Source organism: Leifsonia sp. 1010, from assembly GCF_031455295.1.
Classification (GTDB): domain Bacteria; phylum Actinomycetota; class Actinomycetes; order Actinomycetales; family Microbacteriaceae; genus Leifsonia.
Window position 1 is genome coordinate 167293 of record NZ_JAVDSL010000001.1, and the last position, 17104, is coordinate 184396.

17 protein-coding genes and 3 tRNA genes are annotated in these 17104 nt (G+C 69.2%); 10 read left to right on the forward strand and 10 right to left on the reverse strand.

The window, feature by feature from the left end:
• Nucleotides 1-53 precede the first annotated feature (53 nt).
• The 3 genes from J2Y42_RS00835 to tilS are packed head-to-tail and all read right to left on the reverse strand — an operon-like array spanning nucleotide 54 to nucleotide 2153.
• Complete coding sequence (locus J2Y42_RS00835) at nucleotides 54-482, reverse strand: DUF1801 domain-containing protein (protein ID WP_309853838.1); 429 nt, start codon at nucleotides 480-482, stop codon at nucleotides 54-56.
• A gap of 11 nt (nucleotides 483-493) precedes the next feature.
• A complete protein-coding gene (gene hpt / locus J2Y42_RS00840; RefSeq protein WP_309853841.1) occupies nucleotides 494-1045 on the reverse strand; it encodes a hypoxanthine phosphoribosyltransferase in 552 nt (183 codons plus the stop codon).
• 16 nt (nucleotides 1046-1061) lie between these two features.
• Nucleotides 1062-2153, reverse strand: a complete 1092-nt coding sequence (gene tilS, locus J2Y42_RS00845) for a tRNA lysidine(34) synthetase TilS (RefSeq protein ID WP_309853843.1) — start codon at nucleotides 2151-2153, stop codon at nucleotides 1062-1064.
• Between the two features lie 45 nt (nucleotides 2154-2198).
• Here tilS and J2Y42_RS00850 point away from each other — a divergent pair, with 45 nt between their 5' ends.
• Nucleotides 2199-2690, forward strand: coding sequence for an inorganic diphosphatase (locus tag J2Y42_RS00850; RefSeq protein ID WP_309853846.1), 492 nt, complete (start codon nucleotides 2199-2201; stop codon nucleotides 2688-2690).
• A 124-nt stretch (nucleotides 2691-2814) separates the two neighbouring features.
• On the opposite strand, the gene J2Y42_RS00855 is transcribed toward J2Y42_RS00850, so the two are convergent.
• Both J2Y42_RS00855 and J2Y42_RS00860 read right to left on the reverse strand, forming a co-directional pair.
• Entirely contained in the window at nucleotides 2815-4116 is a 1302-nt protein-coding gene (locus J2Y42_RS00855; protein WP_309853849.1) for a C40 family peptidase, read from the reverse strand.
• Nucleotides 4109-5395: a peptidoglycan DD-metalloendopeptidase family protein gene (locus tag J2Y42_RS00860; RefSeq protein WP_309853852.1), complete on the reverse strand. Its 1287-nt coding sequence runs from the start codon at nucleotides 5393-5395 to the stop codon at nucleotides 4109-4111. The genes J2Y42_RS00855 and J2Y42_RS00860 overlap by 8 nt, the downstream gene beginning before the upstream one ends.
• Nucleotides 5396-5745: 350 nt before the next feature.
• Here J2Y42_RS00860 and J2Y42_RS00865 point away from each other — a divergent pair.
• From J2Y42_RS00865 to J2Y42_RS00880, 4 genes are all read left to right on the forward strand, one after another.
• Nucleotides 5746-5818, forward strand: a tRNA-Glu gene (locus J2Y42_RS00865).
• A 60-nt stretch (nucleotides 5819-5878) separates the two neighbouring features.
• A tRNA-Asp gene (locus J2Y42_RS00870) sits at nucleotides 5879-5955 on the forward strand.
• Nucleotides 5956-6015: 60 nt separating this feature from the next.
• Nucleotides 6016-6091 (forward strand) — tRNA-Phe (locus tag J2Y42_RS00875).
• Nucleotides 6092-6215: 124 nt separating this feature from the next.
• Entirely contained in the window at nucleotides 6216-7538 is a 1323-nt protein-coding gene (locus tag J2Y42_RS00880; protein WP_309853853.1) for an MFS transporter, read from the forward strand.
• Nucleotides 7539-7559: 21 nt separating this feature from the next.
• On the opposite strand, the gene J2Y42_RS00885 is transcribed toward J2Y42_RS00880, so the two are convergent.
• The 5 genes from J2Y42_RS00885 to J2Y42_RS00905 all read right to left on the reverse strand — a co-directional run bounded on the left by J2Y42_RS00885 (nucleotide 7560) and on the right by J2Y42_RS00905 (nucleotide 12212).
• Nucleotides 7560-8324: an amino acid ABC transporter ATP-binding protein gene (locus tag J2Y42_RS00885; RefSeq protein ID WP_396427146.1), complete on the reverse strand. Its 765-nt coding sequence runs from the start codon at nucleotides 8322-8324 to the stop codon at nucleotides 7560-7562.
• Between the two features lie 44 nt (nucleotides 8325-8368).
• Nucleotides 8369-9154, reverse strand: coding sequence for an amino acid ABC transporter permease (locus J2Y42_RS00890; protein WP_309853857.1), 786 nt, complete (start codon nucleotides 9152-9154; stop codon nucleotides 8369-8371).
• Nucleotides 9155-9190: 36 nt separating this feature from the next.
• Nucleotides 9191-10069 (reverse strand): ABC transporter substrate-binding protein, encoded by an 879-nt coding sequence (locus J2Y42_RS00895; RefSeq protein ID WP_309853859.1) that lies wholly within the window; start codon nucleotides 10067-10069, stop codon nucleotides 9191-9193.
• Nucleotides 10066-11259 carry an N-methyl-L-tryptophan oxidase gene (gene solA / locus J2Y42_RS00900; protein WP_309853862.1) on the reverse strand — a complete coding sequence of 398 codons (1194 nt, stop codon included), beginning with the start codon at nucleotides 11257-11259 and terminating at the stop codon, nucleotides 10066-10068. Before solA ends, J2Y42_RS00895 begins: the two co-directional genes overlap by 4 nt.
• A 164-nt stretch (nucleotides 11260-11423) precedes the next feature.
• Entirely contained in the window at nucleotides 11424-12212 is a 789-nt protein-coding gene (locus J2Y42_RS00905; protein WP_309853865.1) for a DeoR/GlpR family DNA-binding transcription regulator, read from the reverse strand.
• 135 nt (nucleotides 12213-12347) lie between these two features.
• Between J2Y42_RS00905 and J2Y42_RS00910 the strand changes: the two genes are divergently transcribed.
• From J2Y42_RS00910 to J2Y42_RS00930, 5 genes are read left to right on the forward strand one after another with little or no spacing between them, the layout of a single operon-like run.
• The gene (locus J2Y42_RS00910; RefSeq protein WP_309853868.1) at nucleotides 12348-13433 is read left to right on the forward strand and encodes a hexose kinase; all 1086 of its coding nucleotides are present in this window, start codon (nucleotides 12348-12350) and stop codon (nucleotides 13431-13433) included.
• Nucleotides 13430-14815: an FGGY family carbohydrate kinase gene (locus J2Y42_RS00915; protein ID WP_309853871.1), complete on the forward strand. Its 1386-nt coding sequence runs from the start codon at nucleotides 13430-13432 to the stop codon at nucleotides 14813-14815. Before J2Y42_RS00910 ends, J2Y42_RS00915 begins: the two co-directional genes overlap by 4 nt.
• A gap of 41 nt (nucleotides 14816-14856) precedes the next feature.
• Entirely contained in the window at nucleotides 14857-15879 is a 1023-nt protein-coding gene (locus J2Y42_RS00920; RefSeq protein WP_309853874.1) for an aldo/keto reductase, read from the forward strand.
• Complete coding sequence (locus J2Y42_RS00925) at nucleotides 15876-16703, forward strand: class II fructose-bisphosphate aldolase (RefSeq protein ID WP_309853877.1); 828 nt, start codon at nucleotides 15876-15878, stop codon at nucleotides 16701-16703. The genes J2Y42_RS00920 and J2Y42_RS00925 overlap by 4 nt, the downstream gene beginning before the upstream one ends.
• A gap of 49 nt (nucleotides 16704-16752) precedes the next feature.
• Nucleotides 16753-17091, forward strand: a complete 339-nt coding sequence (locus tag J2Y42_RS00930; protein ID WP_309853880.1) for a hypothetical protein — start codon at nucleotides 16753-16755, stop codon at nucleotides 17089-17091.
• Nucleotides 17092-17104: the final 13 nt, after the last annotated feature.

Sequence of the window (17104 nt, forward strand, 5' to 3'; positions counted from 1 at the left end):
CTGTGGGTCGGCTGCGTGTTCGCTCTGGGCGGTCTGCGCGCGGGCCGCTGGCGTCAGCTGTAGACGGCGGGGCCGTCCGGACGATTCCAGGCGATCGCGATCAGCCGTCGGAGCACGGACAGGTCGATGTCGTCCAGCGTCTTCACGTAGACGCAGCCCGCGCCCTCGGTATACCGGCCGAGCGTCGGCAGCAGCTCCGCGCCCTCGGGGAGGTCCTTGAGGCCGTAGAGCGACAGCTGCGCCTTCCGCGGCGAGAAGGCGACCTTGGGCCAGGTTCCACGGCGGCGCGGATCGGACGGCGAGACGTACACGTATTCGCCGTAGCCGACCATGGTCGGCCCCCAGAGCACCGGAGCCGCACCCGTGACCTCCCGCATGATCGCGTCGAGCGCGAATCCGTCCTGACGCCTCCGCTCCGGCGTCGCCGACTCCAGGAACGCGCGCACGTCGGCCGCGGTCGGCCGCGTCTTCTGCTCGCCCACGGCGCTGCGGGTCAGCTGTAGACGGCGGGGGCCAGGATGCCGACGCCGCGGAGGGTGCGGTAGCGCTCGTCGTAGTCGAGGCCGTAGCCGACCACGAACTGGTTCGGGATGTCGAACCCGACGTACTTCACGTCGATCTCGACACGGGCCGCATCCGGCTTGCGCAGCAGGGTGAAGATCTCGATGGACTCCGGTCCGCGGCTGCGCAGGTTCGACAGCAGCCACGAGAGCGTGAGGCCCGAGTCGATGATGTCCTCGACGATCAGGACGGTCTTGCCGCTCAGGTCGGTGTCGAGGTCTTTGAGGATGCGGACGACCCCGCTGGACTGCGTGCCGCTGCCGTAGGAGCTGACGGCCATCCAGTCCATCGTGACGGGGATGCGGAGCTCGCGGGACAGGTCGGCCATCACCATGACCGCGCCCTTCAGGACGCCGATGAGCAGGACGTCCTTGCCGGCGTAGTCCTGCTCCACCTCCCGGGCGAGCTCGGCGATGCGGGAGCGGATCTGCTCCGCGGTGATCAGAATCTCGGTCAGGTCGTTCTGAACGTCCGTGAGTTCCATGGGGGAGGCGCTGTCCTTACGTGGTGGGGTGAAACGTGAGCAGCCCGTTCTGCCTGACCACTCTAACGCCTGGCAGGTCGACAGGTCCCTGCCCGTGCCAGTCGGTGATGAGGGCCGCGACCGCGAGGGTGTGGGCGCGCGTGAGGGAGACGCCGAACTCCGCGGAGACGACCAGCCGGATGATGCGCTGACGGAGCGCCGCGGGGTCGGCCGCCAGCCCGCGGACGTCGAGCGCGACCGCACCGTCCTCGGTCTGGCTGACCAGCTCGAGAGCCCATTCCAGGGCCAGGCCGTCGAGCGCCTCGTCGTCCTCCCGCAGCTGTTCGGCAGTCCGCGCGAGGGCTTCGGCGACGCCGGGGCCGAGTTCGCGCTCCATCACCGGGAGGACCTCCGCGCGTACGCGCACGCGCGTGTAGGAGGGGTCGTCGTTGTGCGGGTCGTCCCACGGCTCCAGGCGACTGTCGGCGCAGAACGCCCGCGTCTCGCTGCGGCGGAGACCGAGGAACGGTCGCAGCAGGCGGCCGGTGTCGGGCAGCATCCCTTGGAGGCTCGACGGACCGGAACCGCGTGCGAGGCCCAGCAGGACCGTCTCGGCCTGGTCGTCGAGGGTGTGGGCGAGCAGGATGCGCTCAGCGCGGGTCGCGGCCATGGCCCGGTCGAAGGCGGCGTGGCGGGCCGCGCGTGCCGCCCCCTCAGGGCCGCCTTCCCGCTCGACGGTCACCCGCTCGACCAGCACGGGCTCGAGGCCGAGGGCGGTGGCCTGTTCCGCCGCACGCGCAGCGACCGCATCCGAACCCGGCTGGAGGCCGTGGTCGACGATCACGGCGCCGGCGCGGAGGCCGTTCCTGGGCGCCTCGAAGGCGGTCGCGGCGGCGAGCGCGAGCGAGTCCGCTCCCCCGCTCAAGCCCACGAGCACGAGGGCTCCTGGCCGTAGGGGCGCCGGCCGCTCGGGACCGTGGTCGTCGTGCGGGTCGACCTCCGGCAGGGCGGCCGCCGCGGCGAGCGCGGTTCGGACGGCACGTCGCGCGTCGGCGATCGGCGGGGTCAGGCGCGGGCGGCGCTGCGGGTCGGGCGAGGCCTGCCCGGCCTCCGATCCGTCGAGGTGCATCCAGTAACGTTAGTGCAGGTTTTGCCGAGAGCTAAGGAGTACGGAATGGCCGAATACGACGTCGTCATCGAGATCCCGAAGGGGAGCCGCAACAAGTACGAGGTGGACCACGAGACGGGTCGCGTGTACCTCGACCGCGTGCTGTTCACCAGCTTCGTCTACCCGACCGACTACGGCTTCTTCGAGAACACCCTGGGCGACGACGGCGACCCGCTGGACGCCCTCGTGCTGCTCGAGTACCCGGTGTTCCCGGGCGTCGGCGTGAAGGTCCGTCCGGTGGCCGTGCTCAACATGAGCGACGAGGCGGGCGGCGACGCGAAGATCATCGCCGTGCCGTACAAGGACCCGCGCTGGCAGCACATCCAGGATGTGAACGACATCCCGGAGCAGACCCGCAAGGAGATCGAGCACTTCTTCGCCCGCTACAAGGACCTCGAGCCGGGCAAGTTCGTGAACATCGAGGGCTGGGGCGACGCCGCCGAGGCCGACGGCCTCATCCAGAAGGCGATCGCCAAGCTCGCCGCCGAGGGCCACTGACCCCAGCGAATCCATCAGCTCCGGAGTCTTTCGGTCGTTTCCACGGAAATCGGCCGAAAAACTCCGGAGCTGTTTGCTTGGGTCAGACGCTGGGGGTCAGACGGTGGGGGTCAGACGCTGGGGGTTAGGCGCTGGGACGGGCCACGAGGCGCCAGGGGGAACCCCAGACGGACTGGATCTTGACGACGTCGCCCTCGGTCGGAGCCGCGATCATCTTGCCGCCGCCGATGTAGATGCCGACGTGGTAGAAGTCGCCGGGACCGTCGCCCCAGAAGATCAGATCGCCGGCCTGTTTGGCGCTGTACGAGACGAGCTGCCCCCTGTCGGCGGCGGTGTAGTACTGGTTGTTGACCGAGTGGGAGCCGATGTAGACGCCGGCGTACGCGTACGCCTTCATGGTCAGGCCCGAGCAGTCGTATCCCCCCGGCCCTTCGCCGCCGAAGATGTACGGCTTGCCGAGCTGGGCGCGGGCGTACGCGATCGCGGTGTCGACGACGTTGCCGTTCGGGGCCGCCGGAGCCGCTCCCCCACCGCCGGACGGCGCCGAGCCGCCCGACGACGCGGGCGGACGGGCCGCCGCTGCAGCCGCTGCCGCGGCCGCCGCCTGGCGCTGCGCCTCTTCCTGCGCACGCCGAGCGGCCTCCTGCTGGGCTTTGATCTGCTCACCCTGCAGGTACGCCGCCTCGGTCTGCGCCGAGGTGTTCTTGAGCGTCGCAAGCTGGGCGACGAGCTCGGTCGACTTCTGCTGCTGGGTGGCGAGGGCCGCCTGGGCCTTGGCCTGCGCATCCTGAGCTGCGGCCAGAGCCTTGTCGGCTTCGTCGGCCAGCGACTCGCGCTCCGTCTTGGCCGACTTCGCCTGGGCGGTCAGCGCGTCGGCCGTGTTCTTGTCCTTCGTCGCCTGCTCGTAGACGGCCTTCGACTGCTCGGTGAGCTTGCTCATCGTCCCGAGCTGGAACAGGAGCTTGTCGGCGGCGTCGCCGGATCCGCCGCCCTTGAGCATCAGATCCGTGGTGACGTCGCCTCCGCCGGACTTGGCCAGGTGCGACGCCAGGAGCCCGGCGCGCATCTTGGAGGTCTTGGCCTTCTCGGCCGCGGCTCCCGCCTGCTTCTCCAGGTCGGCGGCCTTGGCCGTCGCCGCGTCGAGGGCGTCCTTCGCCTGGAAGTACGCTTCCGCCGCCTTCTCGGAGGCGATGCGGGCGGCATCCACACTCGACTGGAGGCCGTCGATCAGCTTCGTGATGTTGTCGATCATCGCCTGCTGGTTGGCGACGTTGTTCTTTGCCTGCTGGACGTCGTTCCACGAGGGGTAGTCGACCGCCTGCGCAGGCGCGACGATGCCGATGGATGCCGTGACCGCGCCCATGACGCCCGCGCCGATGGCGAGGCCGGGGCGGACGCGGCTGCTCTTCTCGTTCTCGTTAGCCAAGGGGTGCCTGCCGATCTCTCATGAACGGGATCCCGTCGATCTTCTCGCCGCCCACGCGCACCTCGTAGTGGAGGTGGCAGCCGGTGGAGGCGCCGGTGGTTCCGACGCGGGCGATGGGCTGACCGGCGCCGACCTGCTGGCCGATGCCGACGAGGATGCCGCCGTTGCGGATGTGCGCGTATCCCGTCTGGATGCCGCCGCCGTTGTCGATGAGGACGAAGTTGCCGTACGAGCCGTTCGGCCCGGCGTAGACGACGGTGCCGTCATGGGCCGCGTAGATGGGGGCATTGCACGAGGCGCCGATGTCGATGCCCAGGTGGTAGGTGCTGCCGACCCCGCCCGGCGACGGCCGTGCGCCGAAGCCGTCGGTGATCGGTCCGGCAGCGGGCACGGCCCAGCCCTGGGGCCCGACATAGCCGCCGGGGAGGCCCCCGGAGCCGCGGGCGGCCGCTGCGGCGGCGGCCGCCGCGACACCGGCTTCGTAGCCGGCGACCGTCTTGGCGGTCGCGTCCTTGAGCGCAGCGAGCTGCGCCTGCATGATGACGATCTGCTTCTGCTGCTCGGCGAGCTTGTCCTGCGCCGCCTTCGCCGCCTCGATCGCGGCCTGCATCGCCGCCTCGGCGACGACGCGGAGGCGCTCGCGGTCGGCCTTGGCGACGACCGCCTGGTCGGACAGCGACTTCGCCGTGTTCTGCGCGGCCTTGGCGTCGGCGTAGACCTTGTTGGACTGCTCCACCAGCTTCGACATGCTGCCGAGGTCGGAGAGGAGCCGCTCCGGGCTCTTGGAGGTCGCGTTGTTGCCGGACAGGAACAGGTTGGCGGTCAGATTCCGGCCACCGGTGCGGTAGAGCTGGGCGGCGAGCTTGCCCGCCTGGGCGCTCGCGTCATCCGCCTTCTTCTGGCTGGCCGCCGCCTGTGACTCGAGGTCGAGGGCCTTCATGGCCGCCTGATCGAAGTTCGCCTGGGCGACCTCGAGCTCTTCGCCGCGCTTCACGGCGGCCGCCTGGGTGTCGGCCACCTCCTGCTTGAGCTGAGCGATGAGACCGTTGATCCGGGTGACCTGCGCCGACGCGGCGGACTCGTTGGCCTTCGCGGCCTGGACGTCCTGCCAGCTGGGGTAGTTGTCCGCGTACGCCGGGGCGGAGACGGCGCCGACCGAGGCCACCACGCCGACGATCAGAGCCGCGATCGCCCGCGTCGCGCGGGCACCGATCACCGCCCGGCGGCGTGAACCGCGGGTGGTCGGGGAAACCGTTCGGCTGGTCGTTTCGCGTCTCATGGTGTTTCTCGGCCCGCTCACTTCTGCGTCGACGTCCGTCACGCGAGTCACACGTGCCCCACTGTCAACATGCGTCACTCTATCAACATGGCGATTTCCGGCCTGGTCGGAGGCCGGAATGATGGGAGTCGGCGTGCGTCCGCACGAGCGGCCGGGGGACCGCCTGGGTCGCAGACTATGTCGCGCTTCCGCCCCATCCTCGGATTTCGCAGTGGCGTTGCGCGAACCGGCAACGGGCCGCCGGAAGCCCGACCCGCCCGGGATCCGAGCCGGATTCGCATTCTCTGTCGCACTTCCGTATGCTTGTGCGTCGGTGGTCATCGGAAAGCGGAAGCAATTCGAGACAATCCGGCCCCATCGTTTAGCGGCCTAGGACGCCGCCCTTTCACGGCGGTAGCACGGGTTCGAATCCCGTTGGGGTCACGCCGGACGGTGTCCACTAGTATTGAGCAGCACCAGATAATTGAAAAAGCAACACACTAAGGCCCTGTAGCGCAGTTGGTTAGCGTGCCGCCCTGTCACGGCGGAGGTCGCGGGTTCAAGTCCCGTCAGGGTCGCCACGGCGACAAGCCCTTCCAGTAGGAAGGGCTTCCGTCTAGGTGGATGCGTAAGCATCCCCTGGCTCTGTAGCTCAGTTGGTAGAGCGTTCGACTGAAAATCGAAAGGTCACCGGATCGATGCCGGTCGGAGCCACCAGAGAGAACCCCCGGTCAGAGCCGGGGGTTTTTCTTTCGTGTCCGCATCGGTCGTAGCCACGACGACCCGATCGGGTCCATGATGCCGGGGTGACGAGCCGGGATGAACCGATCGGTCGCGGGCCGTGAATCCGGCGGCCCGCCGGGTGCAGGGCGTCTACCTGACCCTGATGCTCGGCAACACGCTGGCGGCGTCGTTCATCTGGGGCATCAACACCCTCTTCCTCCTCGACGCCGGGCTCTCGAACTTCGAGGCGTTCGCCGCGAACGCGTTCTTCACCGCCGGGATGGTGATCTTCGAGATCCCGACGGGTGTCGTCGCGGACACGGTCGGCCGCAAGGCCTCGTACGTGCTGGGCACGATCACGCTGTCGGTGACCACGGGCCTGTACTGGATGCTGTGGCTGTGGCACGCCCCGTTCGTCTGGTGGGCGATCGTGTCGGTGCTCCTAGGCCTCGGCTTCACCTTCTTCTCCGGCGCGGTGGACGCCTGGCTCGTCGACGCCCTGGCGTTCGCCAAGTACACCGGGAGCCTGGAGGCCGTGTTCGGCCGCGGCCTGGTGGTCACCGGCATCGCGATGTTCGCCGGGTCGGTTCTCGGTGGGGTGATCGCCCAGGCGACCAACCTCGGCGTGCCGTTCCTGCTCAGAGCCGGGGTGCTGGTCGTCATGCTGGTGTTCGCCGCCATCGTGATGAAAGACCTCGGCTTCACCCCCGACCATTCGATGGACCCGGTCGCGGCGACCAGGAACGTGCTGAAGCAATCGATCGATCACGGGCTGCGCAAGCGGTCGGTGCGCTGGATGATCCTGTCGGCGCCGTTCGCCTCCGGCGTCGGCATCTACGCCTTCTATGCGCTGCAGCCGTACCTGCTGGAGCTCTACGGGGACACGACCGCATACTCGATCGCCGGTCTGGCCGCCGCCATCCTCTCGTTGGCTCAGGTCGCGGGCGGTGTGCTCGCCCCGCGCATCCGGGGCCTGTTCGCGAAGCGCACCACGACGGTGATCGGGGCATCGCTGACGAGCATCCTCGTCCTCGTGGTGCTGGGGCTGACCAGCCTCTTCTGGCTCGCGATCGTCCTGCTGGTGATCTGGGGCTTCGTGTTCGCGGTGGCCGGCCCGGTGCGTCAGGCCTACCTGAACGACATGATCCCCTCGAAGCAGCGCGCGACGGTGCTGTCGTTCGACTCGTTGTTCGGGAGCCTCGGCGGGGTGTTCATCCAACCGGCCCTCGGGCGCGCGGCCGACCTGTGGGGATACGGCACGTCGCTCGTCATCGGCGGAGTGGTCGAGCTGATCGGCGTCCCGTTCCTGTTCGCGAGCCGCCGCCAGAAGGACCCGGCGGACACCAGGACGGCGCAGACGGACCCCGAGCCGGTGGAGCCGATCGGGCCGGGGTCCGCAACGGCCGCCGGCCCGGACGTGGCCGGGCCGTCGTCGCCGTGACGGTCACAACACCCGTGACGGTCACAACACCTGCGACAGGAACCGCTTCAACCGCTCCGAATGGGGATGGTCGAAGATGTCGGCCGGAGCGCCCTGCTCGACGATGACTCCCCCGTCCATGAAGACGACCCGATCGGCCACCCGACGTGCGAAGCCCATCTCATGGGTGACAACGACCATCGTCATGCCTGCCTTCGCGAGACCGGTCATCACATCCAGAACACCCTTGACCAGTTCGGGGTCCAGCGCCGACGTGACCTCGTCGAACAGCATGAGCTCCGGGTCCATCGCCAGCGCGCGGGCGATGGCGACGCGCTGCTGCTGACCGCCGGACAGCTGGGCGGGGCGCGACGAGGCCTTGTGAGCGAGCCCCACCTCGGTCAGACGCTCCACCGCGATCCGGTCAGCCTCAGCCTTGCCGATCCGCTTGACCTTGCGCAGGGAGATCGTGATGTTCTCCAGAACGGTCATGTGCGGGAACAGGTTGAAATTCTGGAACACCATCCCCATGCGGCTGCGCACCGCGTCGATGTTCGTCTTCGGCGCCGTGATGTCCTCACCGTCGACGATCACCCGACCGGCGCTGGGATCCTCCAGCCGGTTCAGCAGACGCAGGAGCGTCGACTTGCCGGAACCGGACGGGCCGATGATGCACACCACCTCTCCCGGCTCGATCTCGAGGTCGATGCCCTTCAGCACCTCGACCGGGCCGAAGCGTTTGTGGATTCCCTCCACAGCCACCCGACCGGCCTTCACCGGTGCCGTCATCGCCGTCTCTGCTGCCATGGTGCGTCGCACGTCCTTCTGTTCGGGCCGGCTGTCGATCTGCGTCACTTGTCCGCTCCTTCCCGCTGCTGCGCCGACACCGGAGCGGTCGGCGTCAGGTTGGCGGCGTCGGCCTCGCCGGTCATGGCGTTCTCCGGCTTGCGGCCGGTCTTGAAGCGCTTGTCCATCCAGTTGACGACGTACGTGAGCGGGATGGTGATGATCAGGTACATGATCCCGGCGGCGACGAGCGGCGAGAGGTTGCCGGTCTGCTGCGCCGCATCCTGGCCGATGCGGTACAGCTCCCGCTCAGACACCGTGAAGCCCAGGAGGTACACGAGGCTGGAGTCCTTGATCGTCGCGATGAACTGGTTCGTCAGCGCGGGCAGGACGTTGCGCACACCCTGCGGGATGACGATCAGCCGCATCGCCATCCCGTGCGGCATGCCCAGCGCCCGCGCCGCCTCCAGCTGACCGGCCGGCAGCGCCTGGATGCCGGAGCGGAAGATCTCCGCGATGTACGCGCCGGCGATGAGCCCCAGGGTGAGGATGCCGTACGGATACGAGCTGTCGCCGAAGATCCGCACGCCCATCAGCGGGAGCCCCTGCCCGAGCAGGAAGATCGTGAGGATGACCGGCAGTCCGCGCATGAGGTCGACGTACACCCGGGCCGGGATGCGGAGCCACGCCCGCTTCGACAGGCTCGCCACCGCGATCACGATGCCGACGATCGTGCCGAGGATCATCGCACCGATGGCGAGGAGGAGCGTGTTGGGGAGCCCCGTGATGATGAGGTCGGGGAGGATCGCCGTGATCTGGTCCCAGTTGAAGAAGCCGTTGATGATGTCCATGTCGTTCTCCCTTGGCCGGCCCGGGTGCGCGTCCGGTTACTCGACCGAGTACTTGTTGGATGGGTGGGCCGCGTAGTACTTCTTCAGCCAGTCGATGACGGGCTGGGCGTCGTCGGCGGGGTTCCACTTCTCGAGCATCTTCTGCGTGGTGCCGTCGGCGAGGAACTTCCGCAGCTGCTCGTTGAGCGCGACCCGGAGGTTGGTGGCCTTCTTGTTGAGGATCCAGGCTCCGCCGCGGTCCTCGGGGTTGACCGCCGACAGGGCGACCTTGAAGCCGAACTGGCTGGTGTACGCCTTCGCGTTCTGCGGGTCGACGAGGATGCCGTCGAGGCCGCCGCCCGAGAGAGCGAGCCGCGCCGCGTTGTTGGACGGGAAGGTGACGATGTTCGCCTTGGTCCAGTACTTCTGCGCGTACTGCAGCGCCTGGCTCGACTGCAGGATGCCGATCTTCTTGCCGTCGACGTCGTCCTCCGTCTTGATGTCCGAGTCCTTCGGCACGACCAGGGCGTTGTTGCCGATGATGTCCGGGAGGGTGAAGTCGACCGTCTTGCGGCGGACGTCGGTGTCGGCGATCGACCCCATCGTCATGTCGGCCTGACCGCCGGCGACCAGCGGGATGAGGGTGTCGAAGTCGCGGCCCGTGATGTCGACCTTCAGCCCGAGGTTCTTCGCCGCCTCCTCGACCAGTGCGATGTCGACGCCGACCCATTTCTTGTCCTTGATATAGGCGAAGGGGGTGAGGTCGCTGCTCGTGACGATGGTGATGACACCGGGCTTGATGGTCTCGTACTTCGAGGTCGCGCTTCCGGCGGTCGATTCGGTTCCGGCGCTGGAACCGCTCGAGCACGCGGTGGTGGCGACGAGCGCCGCGGTCAGAACCGCTGCAGCGAGGGATGCTCTGGTGAGTCGCTTCATTTCGTTGCTCCAATGGTGGTGGTGGACGTGGTGCTGGGGGTGGCTCCCGCCGAGAACCGGTCGGGAGAGAACAGGCTGAGGTCGAGGTCGGTCTCGCCGGTCAGCGCCAGCTGGGCGGCGACATCCCCGTTGGCGGCCGACATCTTGAAGCCGCGTCCCGAGCAGGCCGACAGGACGACGAGGCGCGGGTGGTCGGCGGGGATGCCGATGGTGAACTCCTCGTCCGGCGTCATCGTGATCATGCAGCCGCCCGAGTAGGCGGGAACGGGCTCGAGGTCGGGCAGGGTCTCGGCGACGAAGCGGCGGACCCGGGCGAGCTCCCAGTCCTCGACCTCCTTCTTGTTCGCCGAGGGATCGACGATCTCGTAGCCCTCGGTGAAGTCCAGGCCGATCTTCACGCCGTATTCGTCGAACTCGGGGAGGCCCCAACCGGTCTCGCCGATCGCCTCGTGCGTGAAAGCGGGGAACGTCTCCGCGGTGAAGAGGGACTCGCGGCCGGCCTTCGGCGTGAACCAGGACAGCGTGGCCCGGCGGGGGGTCAGTTCCAACGGGAGGAAGGGCAGGAGAGTGCGCTGCCAGGCCCCCGCGGCGACGATCGCCGTACCGACCTCCCAGGTGCGCTCGGCGGTGACGACGAGCACCGAATCGGCCTGCGGGATCACCTCGAGCACGGCCGCGTCGACCACGCGGGCGCCATGCTTCCGCGCGAGCATCCACTCGGTGCGGATGGCGAGTTCCGGCTGGAGGTAGCCGCTCGCCGGATCGATCACCCCGATGTCCCCTGGCTCGATGACGTGCTGCGGGAAGCGGCGGCGCAGTTCCGATTCGTCCAGGTACTCCAGGGGCAGACCGGTCTCAGCGGCGACCTTCTCCAGGCCGGCGATCAGCGGTCCGTCCGGACGCCCGATCGAGAGGCCTCCGGTCATGTGCAGGACGGACTCGCCGCTCTCCGCCTCCAGGTCGCGCCACAGGCCGACGGCCCGCTGCGCCAGGGCGGATTCCTGCGGTCCCTGCGGCGTGACCGACTTGAACACGCGGGAGTAGCCGTGCGACGAGCCGCGGTCGTGGCCCGAGCCGAACTGCTCGAACCCGATCACATCCGCTCCGCGCGCCGCCGCACGCCAGAGGGCGGCACTTCCCGCGGCTCCCAAACCGATTACGCCTACCTGCGCGTCCACTTCGCTCCTCACTGAAAACGACCGGCTTCACCTTTCGGCCGGTCCCTTTCTTGAGGGGTCCGGCGGCGAAGTAACGGAAGTCAAACACAGCAAACCGGAACTAGTCAAGCGGAAACAAGGGGGTAATCAGAACGTAACAGAACACCGCGCGACGGCGGGTCGCGAAGCGGGTCGAGTCAGACGCGTGCGACGCGACCGATGACGGCCTCGAGCTCCGCCGCCTGCTGGACCGACAGACCCGTGTCGGTGATGAGCAGGTTGATGTCGGAGAGTTCGCCATAGCGGCAGAACGAGACGCGTCCGACCTTGCTGTGATCGGCGAGCAGGACGCGGCGGTTGGAGCACCGGAGGGCGGCGCGCTTGGTCTCGGCCTCCGCGATGTCGGGCGTGGTGAGCCCGCGCTCCAGGCTGAGGCCGTTGGTGCCGAGGAACGCGACGTCGACGAAGAGGTCCTCGAGGTTCCTGATGGCCAGCGAGTCGACGCTCCCGAGGGTCACGGAACGCACCCGGCCGCCCAGGATCACGACCGTCGCGGCGGTCGAACGGGTGGCCAGCGACTGGGCTATCGGCAGCGAGTTCGTGACCACGGTGACGGGGAAATCCGCGGGGATGAGGTCGGCCAGGTGGGCTGTCGTCGAGCCGGTCTCGATGAAGATGACACCGCCGGCCGGGATCTCGTCGACCGCGGCGCGCGCGATCCGCTCCTTCTCAGCTGTCCACTCGGTGCGCGCCGTGATCCCGGGCTCGAACGCCGGCGTCTCCACCGGGATGCCCCCTCCGTGGACGCGCACGATGAGACCGTCCGCCTGCAGGGCCGCCAGGTCCTTCCGCACGGTTTCCGGCGTGACTGCGAGCGACTTCGCGGCCGCGTTGACGCGCACGCGTCCGTGCTGCCGGGCCGTCTCGAGAAGCAGTCGCTGCCGCTCCGGTCCAGACAGACGCTCCTCGTCGTCGATCGACGTCATGTCGCCTCCCTCTTCGTGCCCGTTCCATCCGAGCGTTTCACATCTTACGGTTTTGGTTGATTCTTGACGGCTCCGTTCTCGCTGTGCTTTGCTTTGTTTGCTTTGGTTTTGGTTTACGAATGGGGAGGACGGCGGATGACACGATCCGAAGGCGCACGAGCGGAGGCCGGATCGGGCGTCCCCGTACCGGCGATCCTGGTCGTCGGCCCCAACCCCGCCATGGACCGTACCGAGGAACTCTTCGAGTTCCGTCCCCATGAGGTCAACCGCGCTCACCTCAGCAGCCCACGCGCCGGCGGGAAGAGCTTCATCGTCGCGCGTGCTCTGCGCCGCCTCGGGCACGACGTGAGCGCCTACGGCTTCCTCGGCGGAGCGATCGGCCGCTACCTGCGCGACGAGTGCCAGAAGCTCGGCATCCGCGACCGCCATACCGAGATCAGCGATGACACCCGAATCAACACGATCCTGGTGGATGAGCGCACCCGCCTCTCCACGGTCATCAACGAGCCGGGGCCGACCGTCTCCCCCGCCGAGGTGGCAGCGCTCACCTCGTCGCTGGCCGACGATCTGCGTGAGGGGGACCTGCTCGTCCTCACCGGCAGCCTGCCGCGCGGTGCCGGCGACGACTTCTACGCCTCGCTCATCGCGCTGGGCCGCGCACGCGGTGCACGCACCATCGTGGATGCGGACGGCGCGGCGCTCCTCGACGCGGCTGGGGCGATCCCCTGGGCGATCAAGTGCAACGCCCAGGAGTTCACCGCCCTCGCTCCTGACGCCCCTGACGACATCACCGAGGAGGGCGACCGGTCGCGGCTGGTTGCCGCGATGCAGTCGGTCGTGGACACCGGTGTCGCACTCGTCATCGTTACGCTCGGCGCTTCCGGGCTGCTCGCGGTGACGGCCACACACGTCTTCGACGTGAGCGCACCGGACGTCGAGACGAAGAACGCCACCGGATCGGGCGACACCTTCCTCGCCGGTTTCACCGCCTCCCTCGCCGACGGCGCAGAGCTCGCCACAGCCCTGTGCGTCGGCGCGGCCGCGGCGAGCGCGAACGCCGCCGTGCTCATCCCGGACATCGGGCCGGACCCGGACCTCTCGGATCTCCTCGCTCGCACGCACGCCCGCGTCGAGCCGCTCTCGGTGCGGCTGGAGCAGACCGAGCGAGCGAAGCAGGCCGAGCGACCGAAGCAGGCCGAGCGGCTGGGCGCCCGTCCATGATCTTCCTCGGTGTCGACATCGGCACGACCCGTACGAAGGCGCTGACCTACGACACCGTGACGCACGAACGTCACGTCGTCGCCCGGCCGACGCCGGTCATCCCGACCCCCGATGGAGACCTGCGCGACGCCGACGAGGTCGTCCGGACCGTCGTGGACGCGCTCGGCGGCCTTCTCGCCGGGCTCACGGAGGAGGAACTCGCGCGCGTCGCGGGGCTCGGGATCACCTCGCTCAGCGAGGAGGTCGTGCTGGTTGGAGCCGACGGGACGCCGTCGACGCCGATGCCGACCTGGTATCACCAGACCGCCGGACGTTCCGCTGCGCTCGAGGCCGGTCTCGACCCCTCCTTCTCCTGGGCGAAATTGCGGTGGGCTCGCGAGCACGTCGCAACGGACGAGGTCGCGATTGTCACGACTTTGAGCGGCTACGTCGCCGAGCGACTCGTCGGCGGCGACCACTACGCGGTCGACCACTCCCACGCCTCCCGCACCGGGTTCTTCGACGTGCGCGACGCGCGCTGGCTGCCCGACGTCTTCGAAGCCACCGGATGGCGCTCCTCCCTCCTGCCGCCGCTGGTGCCCACCGGCAGCGCGGTCGGAACACTGGACGCCGGGCTCGCCGGCCGTCTCGGCATCCCCGCCTCCGCATCCATCGTCCTCGCCGGCCACGACCACTTCTGCGGCGCGTACGGCATCGGCGTGCGCGGCGACGGCGAGCTCTACGTGTCGGCCGGCACCTCCGAGGCGCACTGCCTGATCGTCGACAGCCTTCCGGATGACCCGCTGCCGCCCGGAATCGGCGTCGGCCGCTTCGTGGACGGCGCGCGGTTCTACCTGCACCGGCAGCTGCCCTCCGGTCACCTCTACCGGCACTGGCGGACGCTGCTCGGCCTCGCCGGCCAGTCGCCGGACGACGAGACGGACGCTCTGGCGGAATGCCCGATCGGATCGCGAGGAGCGGTCCTCGTCCCGGGCATCGACACCGACACCCGGAGCTGGCTGCTCGGGGTGGGGACGGACGCGAACGGTCCGACTGTGCTCCGTGCGCTCTTCGAGGGACTCGCGTGCGCGGCCCTCGACCTGGACGTCGAGCTGGCGGATGTCTCCGGTCACGAGATCACGGCCGTGACCGCGGCGGGAGTCCCGTGCGAGAGCGCCGTCTGGCGCGAGGTGCGGGCCCATCTGACCCCTGCGCCGCTCTCCATCAGCACCGAGACCGAGTCGCCGGCGCTCGGCGCCGCCGTGCTCGCCCAGCGAGCCGTGACCGGCGAGCAGGCCCCGGCTCAGCCGTCGTCGACCATCGCCGTGGACGACCGCCTGCGCGTCGCCTACCGCGCGGTCTACGAGCGCTTCGAGCCGCTGGCCGCCTCGGTCATCCGCTGACCCGATCCACCGCCCGTCTCGCGCCTTCGAAGGGAACCACTATGCGCACGTCACTGCCCACCCGCCCCCTCGGGACCACCGGCCTTCAGCTCACCCGTCTCGGTTTCGGCTCGCTCGCCATGGGAGGGGCCGCCTGGGTCTCCGGCCGTGGGGAGCAGAGCGAGACCGACTCCCTCGCCAGCGCCCGGGCTGCCGTGGAGGCCGGCATCAACTGGATCGACACCGCCCCGGTCTACGGACGCGGCCTGGCCGAAGAGCTGGTCGGCGCGGTGCTGCGGGACTTCCCTGAAGCCGACCGCCCGCTCGTCTTCACCAAGGCGGGCCTCGGCTGGGACGACGCCGACCCGCGCGGTGAGCCCACCCGCACCGGCGACCCTGCGCGCATCCGTGCAGAGGTCGACGACTCGCTCCGCCGGTTGGGCGTCGAGCAGATCGACCTGTACCAGATGCACTGGCCGCCACTCGACGCGTACACCGTGGAGGACTACTGGCCCGTGTTCGCGGAACTGCGCGCTGCCGGGAAGGTGCGCGCGATCGGGCTCTCCAACCACAGTGTCGAGGAGTTGACCGCGGCCGAGCGCATCGCCCACGTCGACTCGATGCAACCGCCCTTCTCGGTGCTCAATCGCGAGGCGGCCGCCGACATCATCCCTGCTTCGGCGGCCAACGGGACCGGGGTCATCGCGTACGCGCCGATGGAGTCCGGCCTTCTGACCGGGGCGTTCACAGCCGAGCGCTCCGCGCGGCTCTCCGAGACGGACTGGCGCCGGAACAGCCCGGACCACACCGGGGAAGGCCTGCGACGAAATCTCCTCGTTGTGGATGCGCTGGCGGCGGTCGCTCGCGAGCGCGGCGTCTCCACGAGCGCCATCGCCGTGGCGTGGACACTCGCGTTCGACGGGGTGACGGGTGCGATCGTCGGCGCGCGGGTGCCCGCGCAGATCGACGACTGGATCGCCGCCGCCTCCCTCGACCTCGAACCCGCGGAGCTCGACCGCATCGCCGACGCCGTCGAGCGGTCCGGCGCCGGTCGCGGTCCGGTCCGAGCGGGAGTGCAGGCATGAGTCTGGTGTCGCCGGCCGACCTCCTCGTCGACGGATCGACGGGGGTCGCCGCCTTCAACGTCATCCTCACCGAGCATCTGGAGGCGTTCGTCGCGGCGGCCGAAGAGCGCTCCTCCGGCCTCATCCTGCAGCTGTCGCAGAACGCCGTTCGCTACCACGGGTCGCTCGAGCCGGTCGGGTCCGCCATCCTCGCCGCCGCCCGGAGAGCGTCCGTCCCGATCGCGGTGCAGCTCGACCATGCCGACGATGCCGAACTGATCCGGGAGGCGGCTGCCCTCGGCTTCACCTCGGTCATGTACGACGGGTCGCGCCTCCCCTACGCCGAGAACGTGGAGCGCACCGCCTCCCTGTCGTCCGAACTGCACGACTCGGGCATCTGGGTCGAGGCCGAACTGGGAGAGGTCGGAGGCAAGGACGGCGTCCATTCCGCGACGGCCCGTACGGACCCGGCCGAGGCTGCGGAGTTCGTCGCGAACACCGGCGTGGACGGTCTGGCCATCGCGGTCGGGAGCTCCCATGCGATGACCGAGCAGTCCGCGATGATCGACCTCGCGCTCATCCGGGCGGTGCGGGGTCGCGTGTCGGTGCCGCTGGTCCTGCACGGCTCGTCAGGCGTGTCCGATGAGCTGGTCCGCGAGGCCGTGCGCGCGGGCATCCGCAAGGTCAACGTCGGCACGCGCTTCAATGCGGTGTTCACCGAAGCGCTGCGCGGTGCACTCGCGGTCCATCCCGAGGCGATCGATCCGCGCCGCTACCTCCGCCCGGCGCGGGATGCCGTCGCGGCGGACGCCGCGCACCTGCTCGGGGTCATCGGCGGGCGGTGACGTCGCCAGGATCGCGATTGCTAACATCATCGCGACGAAGGAGTTGCCCATGTACACGTCGACCTTCATCTTCGAGGCGAAGCCCTACGACGACGACTTCCACCGGCTGAACGACGAGATCGCGGAGCGCGCCCGCGCCATCCCCGGCTTCCTCGGCGAGGAGGCGTGGAGCAACGACGAGACCGGCCTGCACGCGGAGGTCTACTACTGGGAGACGCGCGAGGCCCTGCAGCAGCTCATCGGCATGGACACGCACCGCGAGGCCAAGCGGCTGCACGACCGGTGGATCGGCGCCTACCGCATCGTCATCGCCGAGGTCGTCGGCAGCTACGGTCAGCCCGGGCTGGGTCTGGAGCACGTGCCGGCTGCGAGTTCCGACGCAGCGTGAGGGGACGCCGGCT

Coding starts and splice junctions, on each gene's coding strand:
- J2Y42_RS00910 (WP_309853868.1), top strand. CDS start 12,348: ATGACACGATCCGAAGGCGCACGAGCGGAGGCCGGATCGGGCGTCCCC.
- J2Y42_RS00860 (WP_309853852.1), bottom strand. CDS start 5,395: ATGAGACGCGAAACGACCAGCCGAACGGTTTCCCCGACCACCCGCGGT.
- J2Y42_RS00895 (WP_309853859.1), bottom strand. CDS start 10,069: ATGAAGCGACTCACCAGAGCATCCCTCGCTGCAGCGGTTCTGACCGCG.
- J2Y42_RS00885 (WP_396427146.1), bottom strand. CDS start 8,324: ATGGCAGCAGAGACGGCGATGACGGCACCGGTGAAGGCCGGTCGGGTG.
- J2Y42_RS00850 (WP_309853846.1), top strand. CDS start 2,199: ATGGCCGAATACGACGTCGTCATCGAGATCCCGAAGGGGAGCCGCAAC.
- J2Y42_RS00930 (WP_309853880.1), top strand. CDS start 16,753: ATGTACACGTCGACCTTCATCTTCGAGGCGAAGCCCTACGACGACGAC.
- J2Y42_RS00920 (WP_309853874.1), top strand. CDS start 14,857: ATGCGCACGTCACTGCCCACCCGCCCCCTCGGGACCACCGGCCTTCAG.
- J2Y42_RS00890 (WP_309853857.1), bottom strand. CDS start 9,154: ATGGACATCATCAACGGCTTCTTCAACTGGGACCAGATCACGGCGATC.
- hpt (WP_309853841.1), bottom strand. CDS start 1,045: ATGGAACTCACGGACGTTCAGAACGACCTGACCGAGATTCTGATCACC.
- J2Y42_RS00915 (WP_309853871.1), top strand. CDS start 13,430: ATGATCTTCCTCGGTGTCGACATCGGCACGACCCGTACGAAGGCGCTG.
- tilS (WP_309853843.1), bottom strand. CDS start 2,153: ATGCACCTCGACGGATCGGAGGCCGGGCAGGCCTCGCCCGACCCGCAG.
- J2Y42_RS00905 (WP_309853865.1), bottom strand. CDS start 12,212: ATGACGTCGATCGACGACGAGGAGCGTCTGTCTGGACCGGAGCGGCAG.
- J2Y42_RS00925 (WP_309853877.1), top strand. CDS start 15,876: ATGAGTCTGGTGTCGCCGGCCGACCTCCTCGTCGACGGATCGACGGGG.